This is a genomic window from Saccharomonospora amisosensis, from assembly GCF_011761185.1.
GTDB lineage: Bacteria > Actinomycetota > Actinomycetes > Mycobacteriales > Pseudonocardiaceae > Saccharomonospora_A > Saccharomonospora_A amisosensis.
In genome coordinates, this window is the sequence record NZ_JAAOYM010000001.1 from 1,081,612 (window position 1) to 1,098,974 (window position 17,363).

Below are 17,363 nucleotides of genomic sequence, written 5' to 3' on the forward strand. Positions count from 1 at the left end.
CGAGGAGTTGAGTTGACGGTGGAACTGCTGCGCAACGCGGTACGGCCGTACGCATGGGGCTCCAGGACGACGATCCCGGAGCTGCTCGGCAGGCCGGTGCCCGCGCCGCACCCGGAGGCCGAGCTGTGGATGGGCGCCCACCCGGGCGACCCGTCGCGCGTGGTGGGTGTGGACGGAACCGAGCGCAGCCTGCTGGACGTCGTCGAGTCCGACCCGGTCGGCCAGCTCGGCGAGCGATGCGCGAGCCGCTGGGGCGGCAGGCTGCCGTTCCTGCTGAAGATCCTCGCGGTCGAGGAACCGCTGTCGATGCAGGCGCACCCGTCAGCGCGGCAGGCGGCGGAGGGGCACGCACGCGAGGAAGCCGCAGGCATCCCGAGGGACGCGGCCAACCGCAACTACCCCGACCCGACGGCGAAACCTGAGCTGGTGTGCGCGCTGACGGAGTTCCACGCGCTCGCCGGGTTCCGCGACCCCAACCGCACGGTGGAACTGCTGAAGGCGATCGACACGCCGGGCCTGACCAAGTACACCGAGTTGCTCGCGGCACAACCCGATCCCGACGGCCTGCGGACGTTGTTCACCACGTGGATCACCCTGCCGCAACCCGCGCTGGACCGGCTGCTTCCTGAGGTGCTCGACGCGTGTGTGCACCACGTCAAGGAGCACGGTGAGTTCGACACCGAGTGCCGTACCGTGCTCGGTCTTGGTGAGGCCCACCCCCGTGACGCGGGGGTGCTCGCCGCGCTGCTGCTGAACCGGCTGACGCTCAGCGCGGGCGAGGCCATCTACCTGCCCGCGGGAAACCTGCACCTCTACCTGCACGGCACCGCCGTTGAGATCCTGGCCAACTCCGACAACATCCTTCGCTGCGGGCTGACGCCCAAGCACGTCGACGTGCCGGAACTGCTGCGGGTGGTCGACTTCGCGTGCGGCGACATGCCGGTGTTGCGTGGCGAGCCACGGGGCCGGATGGCCGTCTACCGCACCGACGCGCCGGAGTTCGAGCTGTCTCGGATCGCGTGGGACGCCGGTGACCGCGGCGAGCTGGAACTGCGAGGCACCGGCCCGGAGATCTTGCTGTGCACGGCGGGTGAACTGCTGCTGTGCTCCGACGACGGCACCAAGGTCGAACTGCGCAGGGGAGAGTCGGTGTGGCTGCCCGCCTGTGAGGCGGAAGTGCGGCTGCGCCCGGTCACGGCAGGACCCGCACACCTGTTCCGGGCCACGGCCGGTACCTGCACCGACCTGCCGTGACGTCGACGGGGCAGTAACAGGCACACGAACGGTGTAGCAACTGTGTTCGTTCCGTGTGGTGGCCTTCTCCATACTCGCCTGTGTGAGTGACACACCACGTCACTCGACTGGGATCGAGTTCAAGGAGAACAACGCTGTGACATCGCAACCGACAGCGTCGGCCGGGCAGGTCGGGCAGGCGGCTGCCACCTCGGCCGTGCGCCGCCCCGGCACCCTGCTCGCGGCCATCGGCGTCGCCGTCGCCGCCGCCGTCGCCACGATCGTTAGTGGGATCGTGATGGTGACCGGCGGGGAGGACCTCGCGATCGACATCGTCGCGACGATCGCGGGCGAGGACGCCGGCAGTGTGCGTGATGTGATGGGCGGGTCCGCTCTCATGCAGGAGGCAGTGGACACGCTCAACGCCCGCGGCATCATGGCGCTCGTCACTGGGGCGGCCCTGCTGCTGTTCGCGCTGCTCATGGGTCGCGCCGCGGTCTGGAGCCGGGTGCTGGTGACGATCTCGGCCGCGCTAGTCCTTTTCGTCGACCTTGTGGTGCTCGGCGACGAGGGGACCAAGTTGATGCAGATGCCCGCCGCACTGGGCATCTTGGGGACGATCGCGACCTTCGTGCTGGTGTGGCTGCCTGCCAACAACCGCTACGCCAGGCAACTCAAAGCCAATCGCTGACAGGGGGTGGTGCCGGGCGCGTGCCGACGAGCGCGCGTCCGGCATCTCGCGTCAGCTCAAGCAACAGTGCGACCAGGGTGACCGCGCTGGCGTCGGAGGGGTTGCCGAGCCGATCGGCCTCCGCGGCAGCGCGCTCCGCGAGCCCGTCCTCACCCACCACCTCGTAGGCCCTGGCGAGCACCCGCAGCGTGATCACCACCGATGCGACGCTTCCCATCTGCCTGAACTCGGTGAGGCAGTCCCGCAGCGTCGCGATGGCCTCGGCCACCTTTCCCTCACCTATCATCGCGGCAGCGATCGCCCGGCCACACGACAGTTGTCGCGGTCGCTCGTCGAGTTCGCTTGCCAGCAGGTGAGCCTCGGTGTAGGCGGCCATGGCGCCCTGCCGCCGCCGCAGACCGGCACGGATGGCGCCCAACGTTCGTAGCGAACGAGCCAGCGCGGAACGCACGGGTAGCGGCCGCAGCAGTGAAACCGACTCCTCGGCCAGTTCGTGTGCCGTTTCCAGTTCTCCGCGCAGTGCCAGCGACCAGGAAAGCCCGTGCAGGGCCAGCGCGATCCGCAGCGGGTCGCCGGACAACCGTGCCGCGGCGAGCGTTCGCCTGCAGGCACGGACCGACTCGTCCAGCCTGCCGAGCCGGTTGAACGCCTCCGCCTTGATCAGCTCGACGTGCTGCACGCCCACCTGGTCGGTGCCGAGCAGCTTCAGTGCCCTGTCGGCGATGTCTAGTGCCTCCTGCGGCCTGCCGAGACCGATCAGGCAGCCTGCCAGATTGCCCGTGATCCACGCCGCTGTGCCGCGCTCGCCCAGCTCGCTCAGCAGCGCCGCGCACCGCCGGTACCTTCGCTCTGCCTCGTCGTGCTCGCCCCGGGCATGCACCAGCACGGCGATGTTGGCCTCCGCCCATGCCTCGATCCTGCGCTCGCCCGCCCTGCGCGCCCGCAGGCGCAGCCGCTCATGGCAGTCCCGCATTTCCGCGTACTGACCACGAAGCCACAGGTAGGCGCCCAGCCGTTCGAGGATCATGACCGCCTTGTGGTGCCAGCCGATCCGGAAGATCGAATCGATGACCGTCACCAGGTTCGCCTGTTCGGCCGCGAACCACGCCTGCGCGTCGTCCACCAGCCGCGCGACGGTCTCCCTCGGCAACGGCTGCGGTGGCAGGCCGGCCGGTGAACGCATCGGCAACGGAACGGTCCACGGCAACTGCCGCGCGGCCGCGTCGGTGAGCCCGAGCGTGGCGTCCACGATCCCGCGCACGGTCCGCACCTGCTCCTCGCCGCTGTGGAGCTGGTCCTGCTGCTCCCGCGCGAATACCCGCACCAGATCGTGCAGCCGGTACCTCGGCTCGCCTGTGCTGTCGGTGCTGATCGGGGCGAGCAGGCTGGCCTCCACCAGTTCCTCGATCACCGCGTCGGCTCCAGGACGGCCGATCAGCACCGCGATCGCCCATGCGGGCGCGCTGATGTCACCGCACAGCGCCAGTGCGCGGATGGCATCGCGAGCCGCCGGGCTCAGCGCGTGGTAGCTGAGCGCGATGCTGGTGCGCACCTGCCGGTCGCTGACGGCGAGTTCGTCCAGCCGGTTGCGCTCGTCGTCCAGCCGATCGGCCAGGGCCGACAGTCGCAGATTCGGGCGCATCGCCAGCCGGGTGCCCGCGATCCGCAGGGCGAGCGGCAGGTTGCCGCAGGCGGCCGCGATTCGCCCGGCCGCCGCGGGTTCGGCAGTGACGCGCTGCTTGCCGACAATGCGTTCGAGCAGCGCGGTGGATTCGGCATCGGTGAACGGGCCGAGCGGCACCCGGTAGGCGCCGTCGAGCCCGCTGAACCTGAACCTGCTCGTCACCAGCACGGCACAGCCGGGCGTGCCCGGTAACAGCGGCCGCACCTGCTCCGGTGACGCGGCGTCGTCGAGCACGACCAGCACCCTGCGGTCGGTGAGCCTTCCCCGGTAGGCGGCGGCCCTGGCCTGCGGATCGTCCGGGATGGTCGGTCCGGCAACCCCGAGCGCGCGCAGCAGGTCGGCCAGCACGTCGGCCGGGTCGCGCGGCGCGCTCGCCCCGGCGAGGTGTACGAACAGCTGGCCGTCGGGAAACGCCGCGCGCACCCGGTGAGCCGCCCGAGCGGCCAGCGCGCTCTTGCCCGATCCCGGCTCGCCGCTGACAACGGTGACCGGCACGGTTCCTTCGCCTGCCGTGAGCAGTTCGGTGATGGTGGCGAGTTCGGTTCGCCTTCCGAAGAAGTCGTTGAGGTCAAGAGGCAGCTGGCAGATCGGCCATGGCGCCGTGGTCGTGGTCGCGGTGGCTGCGGCGGTCGCCGTCGCGGCGCTTCGGGCCCGGTTCTCCTCGTCGTCCCCGCTGAGCACCATCGCCTGTGCGCGGCGCAGCTCCGCGCCCGGCTCCACTCCCAGCTCCTCGACCAGCCGCGACCGGGTCCTGGTGTAGACGGCGAGCGCGTCGGCCTGCCTGCCGCCGCGACGCAGCGCCAGCATCAGTTGTGCGGCGGCGCGCTCACGCAGCGGGTGCTCGGCCAGGAAACCCTCGAGTTCGCCGACGACCTCGGTGTGTCGGCCGAGGTCGAGTTCGGCGTCGAGGCAGTCCTCCAGCACGGTGAGGCGTTCGGCGTCGAGCGCGGCCGTGAGTGCGGCGAGTTGCGGCACGTGGACGTCGGCGAGCGCGGCAGGGCCACGCCACTGTGCGAGTGCGTGGCGCAGACACGCAACGGCGGTCGCGAAGTCCCCTTCCCGCATCGCGCGCCTGCCCTCGGCAGCCTTCAGCCGGAACATCCGCAGATCCAGGTCGCCGGGGTGGGCCAGCAGCCGGTAACCCCTGGACTCGTGGCGGATGTCTATCCCGCCGAGGCGCTCGCGTAGGCGTGAGACGTAGGTATGCAGGTTCGAGGCGTAGGACTTGGGTGGGGTTTCCGGCCACAAGGCCTCCACGAGCCGGTCCACCGGCACGAGTTCTCCCTCGTGGCACAGCAGCATCGCCAGTAACGCGCGCTGTCGCTGTCCCCGCAGTCGAACCTGTTCCCCAGTGACGCTCGTGGCGGTGAGTGGCCCCAGCACTCCGAACCTGGTCATCGTGTCCTTCCCCGCACGAAGTGGGTCATCCTACGCAGGCCGTACAGCCACGTGGCCGACGAGGTGAGGTGGGCGCCGGCGAGGACGGCCAAGCCTCTAAGCTGCAACCCGACCGAGTGTCGAATGCGACAGGGGGCAGCCGTGGCGGCAGGCGGTGGGTTGAAGGCGATCATCGCGGCGTTGTTGGCCAACGCGGGTATCGCGATCGCCAAGTTCATAGGCTTCTTGATCACGGGTTCGTCGTCGATGCTCGCCGAGTCGGTGCACTCGGTGGCCGACACCTCCAATCAGGGCTTGCTGCTGCTCGGCCACAAGACGTCGAAACGGCGGGCCACCTCCGAACACCCGTTCGGCTACGGCAGGGACCGCTACTTCTACTCCTTCATCGTGGCGCTGATGCTGTTCACGCTCGGCTCCGCGTTCGCGTTGTACGAGGGAATCCACAAAGTTCAGCATCCGGAGGAGCTGACCAGCCCGGTCGTCGCTATCACCATCCTCGTCGTGGCGATCGTGTTGGAGACATTCAGCTTCCGCACGGCCATCGTGGAGTCGCGAGCGATCAAGGGCGACAAGACCTGGTGGGCGTTCATCCGGCAGTCGAAGACACCTGAACTGCCGGTGGTGCTACTTGAGGACGCAGGCGCGCTGTTCGGCCTGGTGTTCGCGCTGATCGGCGTCGGGCTTTCGGTGGCAACGGGCGATCCGGTGTGGGACGGCATCGGCACCATCATGATCGGTGTGCTCCTCGGGATCATCGCGATCATTCTGATCGTCGAGATGAAGAGCCTGCTCATCGGCGAGGGCTCCGGCCAGCGAGAACTGGCCACGATCATGGCCGAGCTGACTGCCGACGGCATCGAGCGCGTCATCCACATCCGCACCCAGTACATCGGGCCGGAGGAGCTGTTGGTGGCGGCGAAGCTGGCGATGCGCAAGGGCCTGTCGATGTCGGAGGTGGCCCGAGCCATCGACGATGCCGAGACCAGGGTCCGGGCGAAGGTGCCGGTGGCCCGGCTGATCTATCTCGAACCGGACCTGGATCGCACGACCGATGGCAGCGCCACCGTCCCTCGTTGAGGTGGCATTGAGGCGGCACCTTTCTCGCTTTCTGTAGCGCTCGGGTGGGCGCTGCGTGTTTCGAAGCGCGCCGAAGTGCGCCGAAAGTTGCGATATGGGCCCGGTTTGGCGCGTTATGGTCACCGATCGAGATCGATAGCGTTACCGGCTGGTCCACGCGTGCGTCGATCTTCATCCGGTCGGGTTAAGGTCCGTGCGGCTTAGCGCCCTGGCCCCCGGGCGCGTCACCTACTCGTCCCCACCCCGCACGGGAGATACCGCATGTCTGTGAGTCCGAGATCCCTCCTGCGCGTCGTCGCGGCCTCCGCGATGACGCTCGGCCTGCTGTCAGGCACGACCGGCCTCGCCTCGGCGACGAACGAGCCCCGTCCCAGTGACGACCGCGCGACCGTCCACAGCGGCAATGTCGATGCGGGTCAGGAGCAAAAGGACCCGTGCGGCACGGCCGGCCTCGGCGGCGAACCGCTGGACAAGGGCGACCTCACGTTCGAACGCGGCGAGGAAGATGCTGAGCAGCACGTCGACATCCTTGGCGTGGCTGACGGGGTGACAGTGACCGGAATCGTCGTCAAGGGCGGCAACGGGTACAACGTCTACTCCGCAGCTGGTCTGGAGGGCCTGCCCTGGGAAGGTCTGCGCGCGCCGCTGACCGGTGAGAAGGGCAACCTCCCGACCATCAGTCACTGGTTCGCCTGCGGCGAGAAGGACGACGAGGACACGACAACCACCACGAAGCCCTCGGAGACCGGCACCACGACCGAGACCTCCGCGCCCACCACCAGCGGTACCGAGCCGACGAGCACACAGCCCTCCGGGACCACCGAAAGCGCCACCTCGAGCGGCGCGGTCGCGGTCACCACGACCACCCAGCCCGCGGTCTCACCCGCCGGTGACAGTGGCGACCTGGCTTCCACCGGCTTCAGCGGCGGCTGGCTGCTCGGTGTCGGTGGCGCGCTGCTTGTCGGCGGCGGTGCACTGCTGGCGCTCGCAAGGGCACGCCGAGGCAAGGCGTAGCACTTCGCCCGGGAGAGTCAGCTTTCTTCCGGGTCCGGCCTGCCGAGCGGATCGCCACCGTTGGCGATCCGCTCGGCAGCCCGCTCGACGCCTTCGCTGCTCTGCCGGTCGAGTCCGGCTGCCAGCACAACGGCGCGATCCCACTCCGGGTCGGCCACGTAGTCGGTGTGGCGACGCACACCCGCGATCCACCTGCGCCCGCTTCGCGGTTCCCGCATCGGGTCCGGCAACCAGTGGTCACCACCGAGCACCAGCACTCCTCCCGGTCCCCGCACCGCGGGTTCCAGCGCCCCGACACCCCCGTCGCGCAGATACCCGACGCCGAGCAGTTTCCCGCCCGCGACCTGGTGCCGCCACGTCGTCGCACCGCCGCCGAAGCTGTCGGTACCCCGGCACAGCCCGCGCCACCTGCCACCCAGCAGCCCGTATAGCCGTGCCAGCGAAGCGTGCGAGAAGACGGCGGGAAAGGCCCGCTGGTACCCCCACTGCAGCGGGGCGCCCGCCGTCAACACCCCGATCCGTTCGCGATCGTGTGCGGGCAGGTCCGCGGCGAGCCTTCCCGCGGCCGCGACGGCGAGCAGCCCGCCAAGGTGATATCCGGCGAGTACCACCCGGCTACCCGGCTCCTTCAGGTGTTCGCGTGCCCGCTGCGCGACTTCGGGCACGACTTTGACCGCGTAGCACGGCGGCACGGCCGGATGTGCCGCTCTCGGCCAGAAACAGACGAGGTCGGCGAACGCGCCGAGGTGCCTGCTCCGCTGCGTGCCCGTCGCGGCCGTGTACACCGCCCGCAGCAGCCCGGCGGCCAGCAATCCCAGCGCCGCCACCCCGACGGCGGACAGCGGTGCCAGCCAGCCCGGGATCGAGCCGAAACCCAACCGAACCGCTGCCAGCGCGGCCGCGCCGATCCCCATCGTCACCACCACGGCGAGCACCAGCCGGTGCAGGTACTTGCGTTCCCAACTGGCGCGGGCCCACGCGTCGGCCGCCCGCTTCTCGTCGGCCTGTTTCGTGCCCATCAGCCGGATCACCTCAGGAACACCCCTGCCCGCCCTGCGCAGCGGTATCGCCACGGCGAGGCTGAACACCGCGAGCAGTGCCGCGAAGACCAGCACGCCGCCCCACAGCAGCGTGACGAGTGTGTATCCGGCCGGTAGCCGAAGCCCGGCATCGCCGATCAGCCCGCGAGCCGCGATGGCGAGTCCGGCTCCGAACCCACCGCCGAGCAGGCCCGCCAGCGCCAGCGCGGGTGCCGCCGCCCAGCCACCCGCCCACGGACGCAACCGCTTCGGCAACGCCGACCACGCCTGCCTCGCCAGCAGCGCGGCAGGCACGAGCAACAACGCGAACAGCGCGCACACCACGAGCAGGGCGGCACCGATGCCCTCCACCATGCCGTTGCTGCCCGCCAGCGCGGGCGGAAGCGGGGTTCGCAGCAGCGCGACAGCCACGACCAGGCCGGTCGCGGCGACCAGCAGCACACCGCGCAGCACCGGAACGAGTAGCCGGCGGGCGCGCAGCGCCACCGCACCCGCCGCGAACCCCAGCAGTGCCACCGCCAGCGCCCACGAGATCACCTGCGGCGTGCCGTGCGGTGCCCGCAGCGGGCCACCGAGCAGCAGCAGCGCGACACAGGCCAGCGCGGCCACGGTGTGCAGGCAGCGCAGCATCGGCGTGTCTCCGGGGTCGACGAGTTGGTCACCCGGCAGCTCCGGCCCGGCAACCCGCGCGCGCTCGGCGTCGGCCGCACCGCTGGACAGCGACCAGTTCACCGACGAGATCCGGTACAGCACCCCCACCACGAGCAGCAGCGGCAGCACCCCCACGGCGGTACGGGCCCAATCGGTGCGGCGAAGCCACTCCGGCGCGTACGGAAGGCAGGGCGAGGCGGGCCGCAGGCACTGCACCGCGATCAGGTCGAGCGTGACGACAGCGAGTTGACTGATGAGCAGCATCGTCAGCAGCAGTGCCGCGATTCTGAGCAGGCCGCGGCACACGGCACCAAGCAACGCGGGCACCGCCCTGCCCGGCGGCACCGGTGGCAGCATCCAGTGCGCCACGTTCGCGAGTGAGAACGGGAACAGCAGTGCCCACGTCGCCTTCGCGGCGCCACCCGAGGTCATCCCGCTCCACAGGTAACCCTCCAGCGTGCGAGGCACCGAGCGGTCGAGCGCCTGCACCACCGGGCCAGGCGCGGGTCGGCTCAGCCGATCGGAAGGGCGAATCACCCTGCCCACGCCGTCACCGGCGACGTCCACGGTGCCCGCCGAATCGAGCAGTGACTCGCCACTCGTGCCGATCAGCCCGGGAACTCGCAGTTCGACCACGCGGGTGTCGGGACCGGGGATAGGCACAGGCGGCTCCTCGTCGTATTCGGGGTATTGGTCCTCGTTACCGCAGGTAGGCGACGAGCGGAGACCAACCGTAATCGGCGGGGACGCACCGCGCCCTGTCGGTGACACCGCGAGTCCGAAGAATCGAGTGGCAATGACCCCCGATAGCGTTACGTCGCGGCGGAGGTGGGACCGCGAGGCGCGAGCCCTAGGCTGGGCCGATGGGCCGGTTGGTTGTCATCGAGGGACTCGACGGGGCGGGCAAGCGAACTCTCACCGAAGCGTTGACCAAGGCGCTGCACGACCGGGGCCGCAGTGTGTCCACCATGGCGTTTCCCAGGTACGGCGAAAGTGTGCACGCCGACCTGGTACGGGAGGCGTTGCACGGCGAGCACGGGGACCTGGGCGGCTCGGTCTACGGCATGGCGCTGCTGTACGCGCTCGACCGCAGGGAGGCCGCACCGGACATCCGGGCCGCGATGGGCACCCACGACGTGGTGCTGCTCGACCGCTACGTCGCCTCCAACGCCGCCTACCAGGCGGCCAGGCTGCACCAGGACACCGACGGCAAGGTGGTCTCCTGGGTGCGCGCGCTGGAGATCGACCGCTTCGGGCTGCCGGTGCCCGATGCGCAGGTGCTGCTCAGGGTGGCGCCCACCCTCGCGCGCGTGCGGGCGCGGCACCGCGCGGCCGCCGACACCGCGCGGCCGCAGGACGCCTTCGAGTCCGACGACGCGTTGCAGGCCCGCTGTGCCCGGCTGTACGACCGGCTGGCGGAAGAGGGCTGGCTCGCGCCGTGGCACATCGTCGACGGAACCGCGCGGGTCGACGCGGACGCGCTGGCGGCCGACCTGCTCGCGTCGCCGTAATCTGGGGCGGAGGCTACCTCGGGAAGTGCCCGAGCTGACCGGACAGCTCGGCGGCCGCCTCCGACATCGGCCGCACCAGTTGCTGGATGCGCTCCCTCGACAGCCGGTACGCGGGCCCCGACGCGCTCATGGCGGCTATCACCTCGCCGTCACCGCCGTAGATGGGAACGGCTACCGCGTGCATGCCGAGTTCGAACTCCTCGAAACAGGCCGCGTACCCGCGCTCGACGATGTGCCGCAACTCGGTGTTGAGCACCTGCGTCGTCGTCGTGGTGCGCGGGGTGTACCGCTCCAGACCCGTTCCGAGCAGTTCGCTCCTTGCCTCCTCGTCCATGTAGGCCAGTAACACCTTGCCGCTGGAGGTCGCGTGCAGCGGCGTGCGTCTGCCCGTCCAGTTCTGTGCCGTGACCGCGGCCGAGCCGAAGGCCTGGCTGATGTTGATGGCGACCCCACCGTCGGCGACCGCGATGTTGACCGTCTCGCCGAGGCGCTCCGCCAGTGACTGGCACGTCTGGTTGCCGAGCTTGGCCAGGTCCATTCGCCCGGTCGCCGCGCCGGCGAGCCGCACGATCCCGAAGCCGATCGCGTACTTTCCCCTGTCGCCGAGCTGCTCGACCAGCCCTCTCAACTCCAGAGCGCTCACCAGCCTCGACGCGGTGGACTTGTGGACGCCGAGTTCGGCGGCGATCTCGGTGATACCCGCCTCTCCGGCCTGGGCGAGCAGTTCGAGCACCGTGATGGCGCGGTCGACGGACTGGACCGGGCTTGCGGCGCTCTTGGCTGCCTTCGCTGCATCGGAGTTCCGCACAGCGCAACACTAACGTCCGATGGCAAGAGCGCCGGTCACGACGATCGCCTTCCAGCGGCGGCCGGCGGCATTGTCGCTGGTCCCACGGGCTCGGTACCGAACCGAAATGACGGGTCGTGCACGGTTACGACTCCGGTAGTGCGAATATGTGCGGTATGAAGGCACGTGTGCTGGTCGTCGACGACGACCCCGCTCTGGCTGAGATGCTCACCATCGTGCTCCGTGGCGAGGGGTTCGACACAGCCGTGGTCGCCGACGGTTCCCGGGCGCTGCCTGCACTACGTGAGCTGAAACCCGACCTTGTGCTGCTCGACCTCATGCTGCCCGGCATGAACGGTATCGACGTGTGCAAGGCGATCCGCGCCGAGTCCGGTGTGCCGATCGTCATGCTCACGGCCAAGAGCGACACTGTTGACATCGTGCTCGGACTGGAATCCGGCGCCGACGACTACGTGGTCAAACCGTTCAAGCCCAAGGAACTCGTCGCCCGCGTGCGCGCGAGGATGCGGCGCACGGAATCCGAGCCCGCCGAAACGCTTACCATCGGTGACCTGACCATCGATGTCCCTGGACACGAGGTGACCAGGGACGGCAAACCGATCCCGCTGACCCCGCTCGAGTTCGACCTGCTCGTCGCGCTGGCCCGCAAACCGCGCCAGGTGTTCACCCGCGAGGTGCTGCTGGAGCAGGTGTGGGGTTACCGGCACGCGGCGGACACGCGGCTGGTGAACGTGCACGTGCAGCGACTGCGCTCGAAGGTCGAGCGGGACCCCGAGCACCCCGAGGTGGTACTGACCGTCCGTGGAGTGGGGTACAAGGCGGGGCCACCGTGAGGAGACTGAGGCAACGGAGCACATGAGACATCGGCTGGCCCGGCTCGGCCGGTCGGCGGTGGAGTTGGCCGGCCGTGTCGCGGGCTACGGTCGAAGCAGGGCACACGCGGTTGGGGAACTGTGGAAGCGATCGCTGCAGTTCCGGGTCACCGTGTCCACGCTGGCGTTGTCGTCCGCGGTGGTGTTCGTGCTCGGCATGGTCTTGCAGAACCAGATCACCGACCGGCTGCTGGACAACAAGGAACGCGCGGCGATGGCGCAGCTTCGCGTTGTCGTGTACACGGCGGAGAGCGAACTCGTCGGTGACGCGGGCCAGGACGACGCGTTGCGCAACCGGCTGGGCAACGCGCTGAAGAAGATCACCAGCAGTTCGGTGGCGACGCAGGACGCCCAGAATTCCGCCGCGGGGGCATTCGAGCCGGTGCTCGCTGCGGGCGATCCGGAGGTGTCCTCGGAGAACGCCATCCACGCGGGCCCCTACGAGAAGGTGCCCGCGGGGATGCGCAACTTCGTCGAGAACAACCAGCGCACCACCCAGATCCACACCGTCTCCGGCGTCACGTATTTCATGGTCGGCGAGCCGGTCACCACCGCGACCAGGCCGATCCAGCTCTACCTGCTGTTCCCGCTGACGACCGAGCAGAACACCGTGACCACCGTGCAGAACACACTGCTGGTGGGTGGCCTTGTGCTGTTGTTGTTGCTCGCTGCAATCACCAACATCGTCACCCGACAGGTGGTGCGGCCGGTGCGCAGGGCGGCCGAGGCGGCGGAGACCTTCGCTGGCGGTGACCTCGATCGACGACTCGACGTCGTCGGCGAGGACGACCTGGCCAAGCTGGCGACCTCCTACAACGAGATGGCGGCGAGCATTCAGGACCAGATCCGCCAGCTGGAGGAGTTCGGCCAGCTCCAGCGCCGGTTCACCTCCGACGTCTCCCACGAGTTGCGCACGCCGCTGACCACCGTGCGCATGGCCGCCGACGTGCTGCACGCCTCCAGGGAACAGTTCCCCGCAGGCCTGGCCAGGTCCACCGAGTTGCTGGTCGACGAACTCGACCGGTTCGAGACGCTGCTTCGGGACCTGCTGGAGATCAGCAAGCTCGACGCGGGCGTGGAAGAGCTCTCCGCCGAGCACATCGACGTGCGCCCCATCGCCGAACGGGCCGTTGAACAGGTCAGCGTCATCGCGGGCACGGCAGGCAGCGCCATCGAGTTCGATGCGCCACAGGAGCCGGTGAACGGCGAGGTCGACGCGCGCCGCGTGGAGCGCATTCTGCGCAACCTGCTGGCCAACGCCATCGACCACAGCGAGGGCAGGCCGGTACGCCTGCTGCTGGCCGCGGACGAGCACGCGGTGGCCTTCGCCGTCCGCGACTACGGGGTCGGCCTGCGGCCAGGGGAGGCCGAGCTGGTGTTCAACCGGTTCTGGCGAGCCGACCCGTCCCGAAACCGGCGCACCGGCGGCACCGGCCTCGGACTCGCGATCAGCCAGGAGGACGCCAGGTTGCACGGCGGTTGGCTGGAGGCGTGGGGCGAGCCAGGCATCGGCTCGTGCTTCCGGCTCACGCTGCCGCGCCGCGTTGGTGAACCGGTCGAGCAGAGCCCGATCGGGCTGCCGCCCGACCCGCCGTCCGTTTCGCCGCATGACGGCACGCGGGAGTCTCCCGAGACCACCTCGCCCTTCGGCCACGACGGGGGCGTCTCCGAAGGGGCCCAGCCGGCCACGCCGGTGGGGGCGCCCGAGCGCGAGGAGGTTCGATGATCCGCCGCCGCTACCGTGCCCTGCTCGCCACATTCGCGGCCGCGCTGACCGTGGCGGGCTGCGCGGCGGTACCCACCGAGACCCAGCCGAAGGCGGTGCCACAGGAGCGGGTCGCACCGCAGACCCAGGAGATTCCCGAACCCGCGTCCGGCCTCGATCCGCTTTCGGTCGTGCGCGAGTTCGTGCGCGCCAGCGTGCAGCCGACCAACGACCACGCGGCCTCGCGCGCCTACCTCAGCCCGGCTGGTCGCAAGCAGTGGCGACCTGATCAGACCGTGACCGTCATCCAGGACGAGTTCGGCACGGTGTACGCGCCGGACAAGGATCAACCCCAGAACGAGACCGAGCGTGTCGTGACGCTTCGGGGCGCGCAGGTGGGCAGGCTCGGCCAGGACAGCTCCTTCATCCCTTCCGACGAACCGGTGTCCGAACCGGTGCGGGTGAAGCTGCAACGAGACGGCCAGTGGCGCATCGTCGATCCGCCGGACAGCATCATGATCACCGAAACCGACTTCGGTGAGGCCTACTTCCGCGTGCCGGTCTACTTCTTCGGACCGGATTCCACCGCGCTCGTGCCCGACCTGCGCTACGTCGTCGCGCGGCCACAGTCCGGCCTGCCCGCGCGGGTGGTGGACCTGTTGCTCGCCGGGCCTTCGAACGCGTTGACCGGTGCGGTGCGCAACCCGCTGGACTCCGCTTCGCTGGAAAGCAACGTGACCGGGACCAACGACGGGGCGCTCGTGGTGCCACTTTCCGGCGTCGCGGAGCAGAGCCAGCAGGACAAGAAACTGATGGCGGCTCAGATGGTGCGCTCGCTGCAACACGTGACCACCAGCAGGATCAGGCTGCTTTCCGACGGCACGGCACTGGTGTCGGGGCAGAGTGAGTGGCGACCCAGCGACCTGCCCGCCTACGAGGCGGTCTCGTCCCCGAACTCGGAACTGCCCGGGCTGATGACCGTAGGTGGACTCGTACGTTCGCTCGGCTCAGGTGCCCCCATCGACGGGCCGGTTGGCGCGGGGGCGGTCGATGTCCGCAGCGCTGCGCAGTCCATCAACGGCCAGCAACTGGCGATCGTGGAGAACACCCGTGGCGGGGTGCGGCTGCGGGTGGGCGACTACGGCACCGAAGGTCAGGTTGTGGACTACCCCGCGAAGAACATGACACGCCCTACCTGGTTGCCGCCGACCAGTAACGGTGGCAAGTCCGGGGAGCTGTGGACCGTTGTCGACGGCGAGCAGGTGGTGCGGGTGCAGCAGGCACCGAACGGGCAATGGATTCCACAACGGGTGAACGCCTCCGAACTCGCCGCCGTCGGGGCGATCACCGGGCTGCGCCTTTCCAGGGACGGGACCAGGGTGGCGATGATCGTGGGCGGTCAGCTGGTCGTGGCCTCGGTGGTACGCGCACCCGACGGAACCTCGGTGTCGCTGCGCGCTCCTCGGATTCTGAAGGGCGACCAGCTGGACAGCGTCGTGGACGTCGACTGGATCAACCAGGACACCCTGATCGTGGCCAGTTCCTCCGAGCGGATTCCCGTTGCCAGGGTGCCCGTGGACGGCCTGGGGCTGGACCAGTTCAACAGCTCCAACCTCACGCCGCCGATGCGGGCGATCACCGCGGCGCCGGGGAGGCCGATCGTGGTGGCCGACGCCAGCGGGTTGTGGACGGCCAACGACGTCGGCGCGGTCTGGCGTCCGCATCCACAGACACTGCCCGCCGCGGAACCGTTCTACCCGGGCTGAGCCGGTTTTGTCGGTACCTTCCGGCAGGCTTGCTCGGTGTGAGCGCGACAACCCGATCGGTAACCGGCGCCTGCGTCAAAACAGTGCTCGAGCTGCTGCTGCCGCAGCGGTGTGCGGGCTGCGGCTCGCCCGACGGCCCGTGCTGCCCGGCATGTGCCCGCTCGCTCGACGGCCAGCGACTGTTCAGGCACGGCAGCGGGGCACACGCTCTCGCGCGCTACGACGGCGAGGCAAGGCGACTGGTACTCGCCTACAAGGAGCGCGGCACGCGCAGCCTCGCTCCCGTGCTCGGGAGTGCGCTCGCCGACGCGGTGCCCCGGCTGCCCCACGGCCGCCCCGGCCAGGACGGTGTGTGGTGGCTGGTTCCCGCGCCGTCGCGCCGCTCGGCTTCGCGGGCACGGGGCGGCCAGCACATGCTGCGGGTGGCCAGGCACTGCGCGAAAGCACTCGCGGCACGCGGTGCGGCTTCGGCGGTCGCGCCCGCGCTGGAACTCGCGCCGGGCACGCGCGACGCGGTCGGACTGAACAGGGCCCAGCGCGCCGCGAACCTGGCTGGCCGGGTGCGCTCGCGGCGCGCGGGACTGCCTCCGCCCGGCACGCCGGTCGTCCTGCTCGACGACGTGGTGACCACGGGCGCGACCGTGGCGGCCTGCGCGCGGGTTCTCAGCGCGGTGGGCATCGAGGTGACCGCCGCCCTCACCCTCACCGGAGTTTGAATCTCACTCGTTCGAGTGGCCGGGAACCGCTACCGGGGGGTCGTGCGTTGACCGGATATGACGCAGCCCACCGTCACCCTCGGACATCGAAGCAGGGGGCCGGTGCGCCGCGGGAATGAGAGCCCGCCGAGCGCGCTGCTCCGAACGGGCTGGGGGAAGCGGGCGAACACCCTTTGTCGGCTGCGTTTCGTAACGACTTTCGACGGTTTCGCGTCCCCCGCACCGGGGGCTGTTGCATCCGCTGTGAGCGGGCTAACGTGCTGCGCTAACAGCGGTTCCCGCAGGCAAGGGAGGTGACATCACATGTCCCTGGCGCCGGAGGAACGCTGAGTCCGCAGGACGCCCGCGAGACGTCGCGTCGCGTCCCGTCCTCCGCCCCGGCGTTTGTGGTCGCAATAGGCAACTCGCACGCACGTAAGCGAGGGAGGTCGTGTATGGACATCGTCATCAAGGGTCGCAACGTGGAGGTGCCCGATCACTATCGGGTGCACGTCAGCGAGAAGCTGGCGCGGCTCGAGCGCTACGACAAGAAGGTCATCCGCTACGACGTGGAGCTGTTCCACGAGCCCAACCGAAGGCAGGCCAAGAGCTGCCAGCGCGTCGAGATCACGGGCAAGGGCAAGGGCCCTGCCGTTCGCGCCGAAGCCTGCGCGGGCGACTTCTACGCGGCACTCGACTCCGCGATCAACAAGCTGGAGAACCGGATGCGCCGGATGCACGACCGGCGCAAGATCCACTACGGCCGTCGCGCTCCCGAGTCGGTGGCCGAGGCGACCTCGACGGTGGAGGGCCTTTCGTCCGGCTCGGCACCGGGTGGAAGGGCGCCCGCGTCCGCCACAGCCGTGCTCGAGGCACCGGCGGAGCCGATCGCCACCGAACAGGCGACAACAGCCGACCCCTTCGAACTCCCGGAGCAGCGCTGGGACGACGGTGTGACCGCATACGAACCCGGTCGCATCGTCCGCGAGAAGGAACATTCGGCAGAGCCGATGACGATCGACCAGGCTCTCTACCAGATGGAGCTGGTCGGACACGACTTCTACCTCTTCAACGACTCCCGGACCGGCAAGCCGAGCGTCGTTTACCGCAGGAAGGGCTTCGACTACGGCGTGATCCGCCTGGCGTGACTACCAGGCGGTGAGCTCGTCGCGGCCCGCACGCGCTCGCGTGCGGGCCGCCGTGTGCACGCGGGCCTGC

The 17,363-nt window shown here is 69.7% G+C and carries 13 protein-coding genes; 10 read left to right on the top strand and 3 right to left on the bottom strand.

Annotated features, from left to right (window positions below):
• The first annotated feature begins 12 nt into the window (after positions 1-12).
• Positions 13-1,254: a mannose-6-phosphate isomerase, class I gene (manA, locus tag FHU38_RS05375; RefSeq protein ID WP_167167084.1), complete on the top strand. Its 1,242-nt coding sequence runs from the start codon at positions 13-15 to the stop codon at positions 1,252-1,254.
• 136 nt (positions 1,255-1,390) lie between these two features.
• Positions 1,391-1,924, top strand: a complete 534-nt coding sequence (locus FHU38_RS05380) for a hypothetical protein (RefSeq protein ID WP_167167086.1) — start codon at positions 1,391-1,393, stop codon at positions 1,922-1,924.
• On the opposite strand, the gene FHU38_RS05385 is transcribed toward FHU38_RS05380, so the two are convergent.
• A complete protein-coding gene (locus FHU38_RS05385) occupies positions 1,908-5,006 on the bottom strand; it encodes an AfsR/SARP family transcriptional regulator (protein WP_167167089.1) in 3,099 nt (1,032 codons plus the stop codon). The two genes, FHU38_RS05380 and FHU38_RS05385, sit on opposite strands and share 17 nt — an antisense overlap.
• Positions 5,007-5,147: 141 nt before the next feature.
• Here FHU38_RS05385 and FHU38_RS05390 point away from each other — a divergent pair, with 141 nt between their 5' ends.
• Positions 5,148-6,083 (top strand): cation diffusion facilitator family transporter, encoded by a 936-nt coding sequence (locus FHU38_RS05390; protein ID WP_167175573.1) that lies wholly within the window; start codon positions 5,148-5,150, stop codon positions 6,081-6,083.
• A 261-nt stretch (positions 6,084-6,344) separates the two neighbouring features.
• The gene (locus tag FHU38_RS05395; protein ID WP_167167092.1) at positions 6,345-7,097 is read left to right on the top strand and encodes a hypothetical protein; all 753 of its coding nucleotides are present in this window, start codon (positions 6,345-6,347) and stop codon (positions 7,095-7,097) included.
• A gap of 17 nt (positions 7,098-7,114) precedes the next feature.
• Here FHU38_RS05395 and FHU38_RS05400 read toward each other — a convergent pair whose 3' ends face one another.
• The gene (locus FHU38_RS05400) at positions 7,115-9,451 is read right to left on the bottom strand and encodes a hypothetical protein (RefSeq protein WP_167167096.1); all 2,337 of its coding nucleotides are present in this window, start codon (positions 9,449-9,451) and stop codon (positions 7,115-7,117) included.
• A 200-nt stretch (positions 9,452-9,651) separates the two neighbouring features.
• Here FHU38_RS05400 and FHU38_RS05405 point away from each other — a divergent pair, with 200 nt between their 5' ends.
• Complete coding sequence (locus FHU38_RS05405; RefSeq protein ID WP_167167099.1) at positions 9,652-10,299, top strand: dTMP kinase; 648 nt, start codon at positions 9,652-9,654, stop codon at positions 10,297-10,299.
• A 13-nt stretch (positions 10,300-10,312) separates the two neighbouring features.
• Here FHU38_RS05405 and FHU38_RS05410 read toward each other — a convergent pair whose 3' ends face one another.
• Entirely contained in the window at positions 10,313-11,107 is a 795-nt protein-coding gene (locus FHU38_RS05410; protein WP_167167102.1) for an IclR family transcriptional regulator, read from the bottom strand.
• A gap of 155 nt (positions 11,108-11,262) precedes the next feature.
• Between FHU38_RS05410 and mtrA the strand changes: the two genes are divergently transcribed.
• The 5 genes from mtrA to hpf all read left to right on the top strand — a co-directional run bounded on the left by mtrA (position 11,263) and on the right by hpf (position 17,293).
• Positions 11,263-11,940 carry an MtrAB system response regulator MtrA gene (gene mtrA / locus FHU38_RS05415; protein WP_167167105.1) on the top strand — a complete coding sequence of 226 codons (678 nt, stop codon included), beginning with the start codon at positions 11,263-11,265 and terminating at the stop codon, positions 11,938-11,940.
• A 22-nt stretch (positions 11,941-11,962) separates the two neighbouring features.
• Complete coding sequence (gene mtrB / locus FHU38_RS05420; RefSeq protein WP_167167108.1) at positions 11,963-13,705, top strand: MtrAB system histidine kinase MtrB; 1,743 nt, start codon at positions 11,963-11,965, stop codon at positions 13,703-13,705.
• Positions 13,702-15,450 carry an LpqB family beta-propeller domain-containing protein gene (locus tag FHU38_RS05425; protein WP_167167111.1) on the top strand — a complete coding sequence of 583 codons (1,749 nt, stop codon included), beginning with the start codon at positions 13,702-13,704 and terminating at the stop codon, positions 15,448-15,450. Before mtrB ends, FHU38_RS05425 begins: the two co-directional genes overlap by 4 nt.
• Before the next feature lie 38 nt (positions 15,451-15,488).
• Positions 15,489-16,166: a ComF family protein gene (locus FHU38_RS05430; protein WP_167167114.1), complete on the top strand. Its 678-nt coding sequence runs from the start codon at positions 15,489-15,491 to the stop codon at positions 16,164-16,166.
• Between the two features lie 434 nt (positions 16,167-16,600).
• Positions 16,601-17,293: a ribosome hibernation-promoting factor, HPF/YfiA family gene (hpf, locus tag FHU38_RS05435; RefSeq protein WP_167167117.1), complete on the top strand. Its 693-nt coding sequence runs from the start codon at positions 16,601-16,603 to the stop codon at positions 17,291-17,293.
• Positions 17,294-17,363 lie beyond the last annotated feature (70 nt).

Excerpts from the sequence above, each read along its gene's own strand:
- FHU38_RS05385 (WP_167167089.1), bottom strand. The coding sequence starts at position 5,006 with ATGACCAGGTTCGGAGTGCTGGGGCCACTCACCGCCACGAGCGTCACT.
- FHU38_RS05395 (WP_167167092.1), top strand. The coding sequence starts at position 6,345 with ATGTCTGTGAGTCCGAGATCCCTCCTGCGCGTCGTCGCGGCCTCCGCG.
- FHU38_RS05405 (WP_167167099.1), top strand. The coding sequence starts at position 9,652 with ATGGGCCGGTTGGTTGTCATCGAGGGACTCGACGGGGCGGGCAAGCGA.
- mtrA (WP_167167105.1), top strand. The coding sequence starts at position 11,263 with ATGAAGGCACGTGTGCTGGTCGTCGACGACGACCCCGCTCTGGCTGAG.
- mtrB (WP_167167108.1), top strand. The coding sequence starts at position 11,963 with ATGAGACATCGGCTGGCCCGGCTCGGCCGGTCGGCGGTGGAGTTGGCC.
- FHU38_RS05425 (WP_167167111.1), top strand. The coding sequence starts at position 13,702 with ATGATCCGCCGCCGCTACCGTGCCCTGCTCGCCACATTCGCGGCCGCG.
- hpf (WP_167167117.1), top strand. The coding sequence starts at position 16,601 with ATGGACATCGTCATCAAGGGTCGCAACGTGGAGGTGCCCGATCACTAT.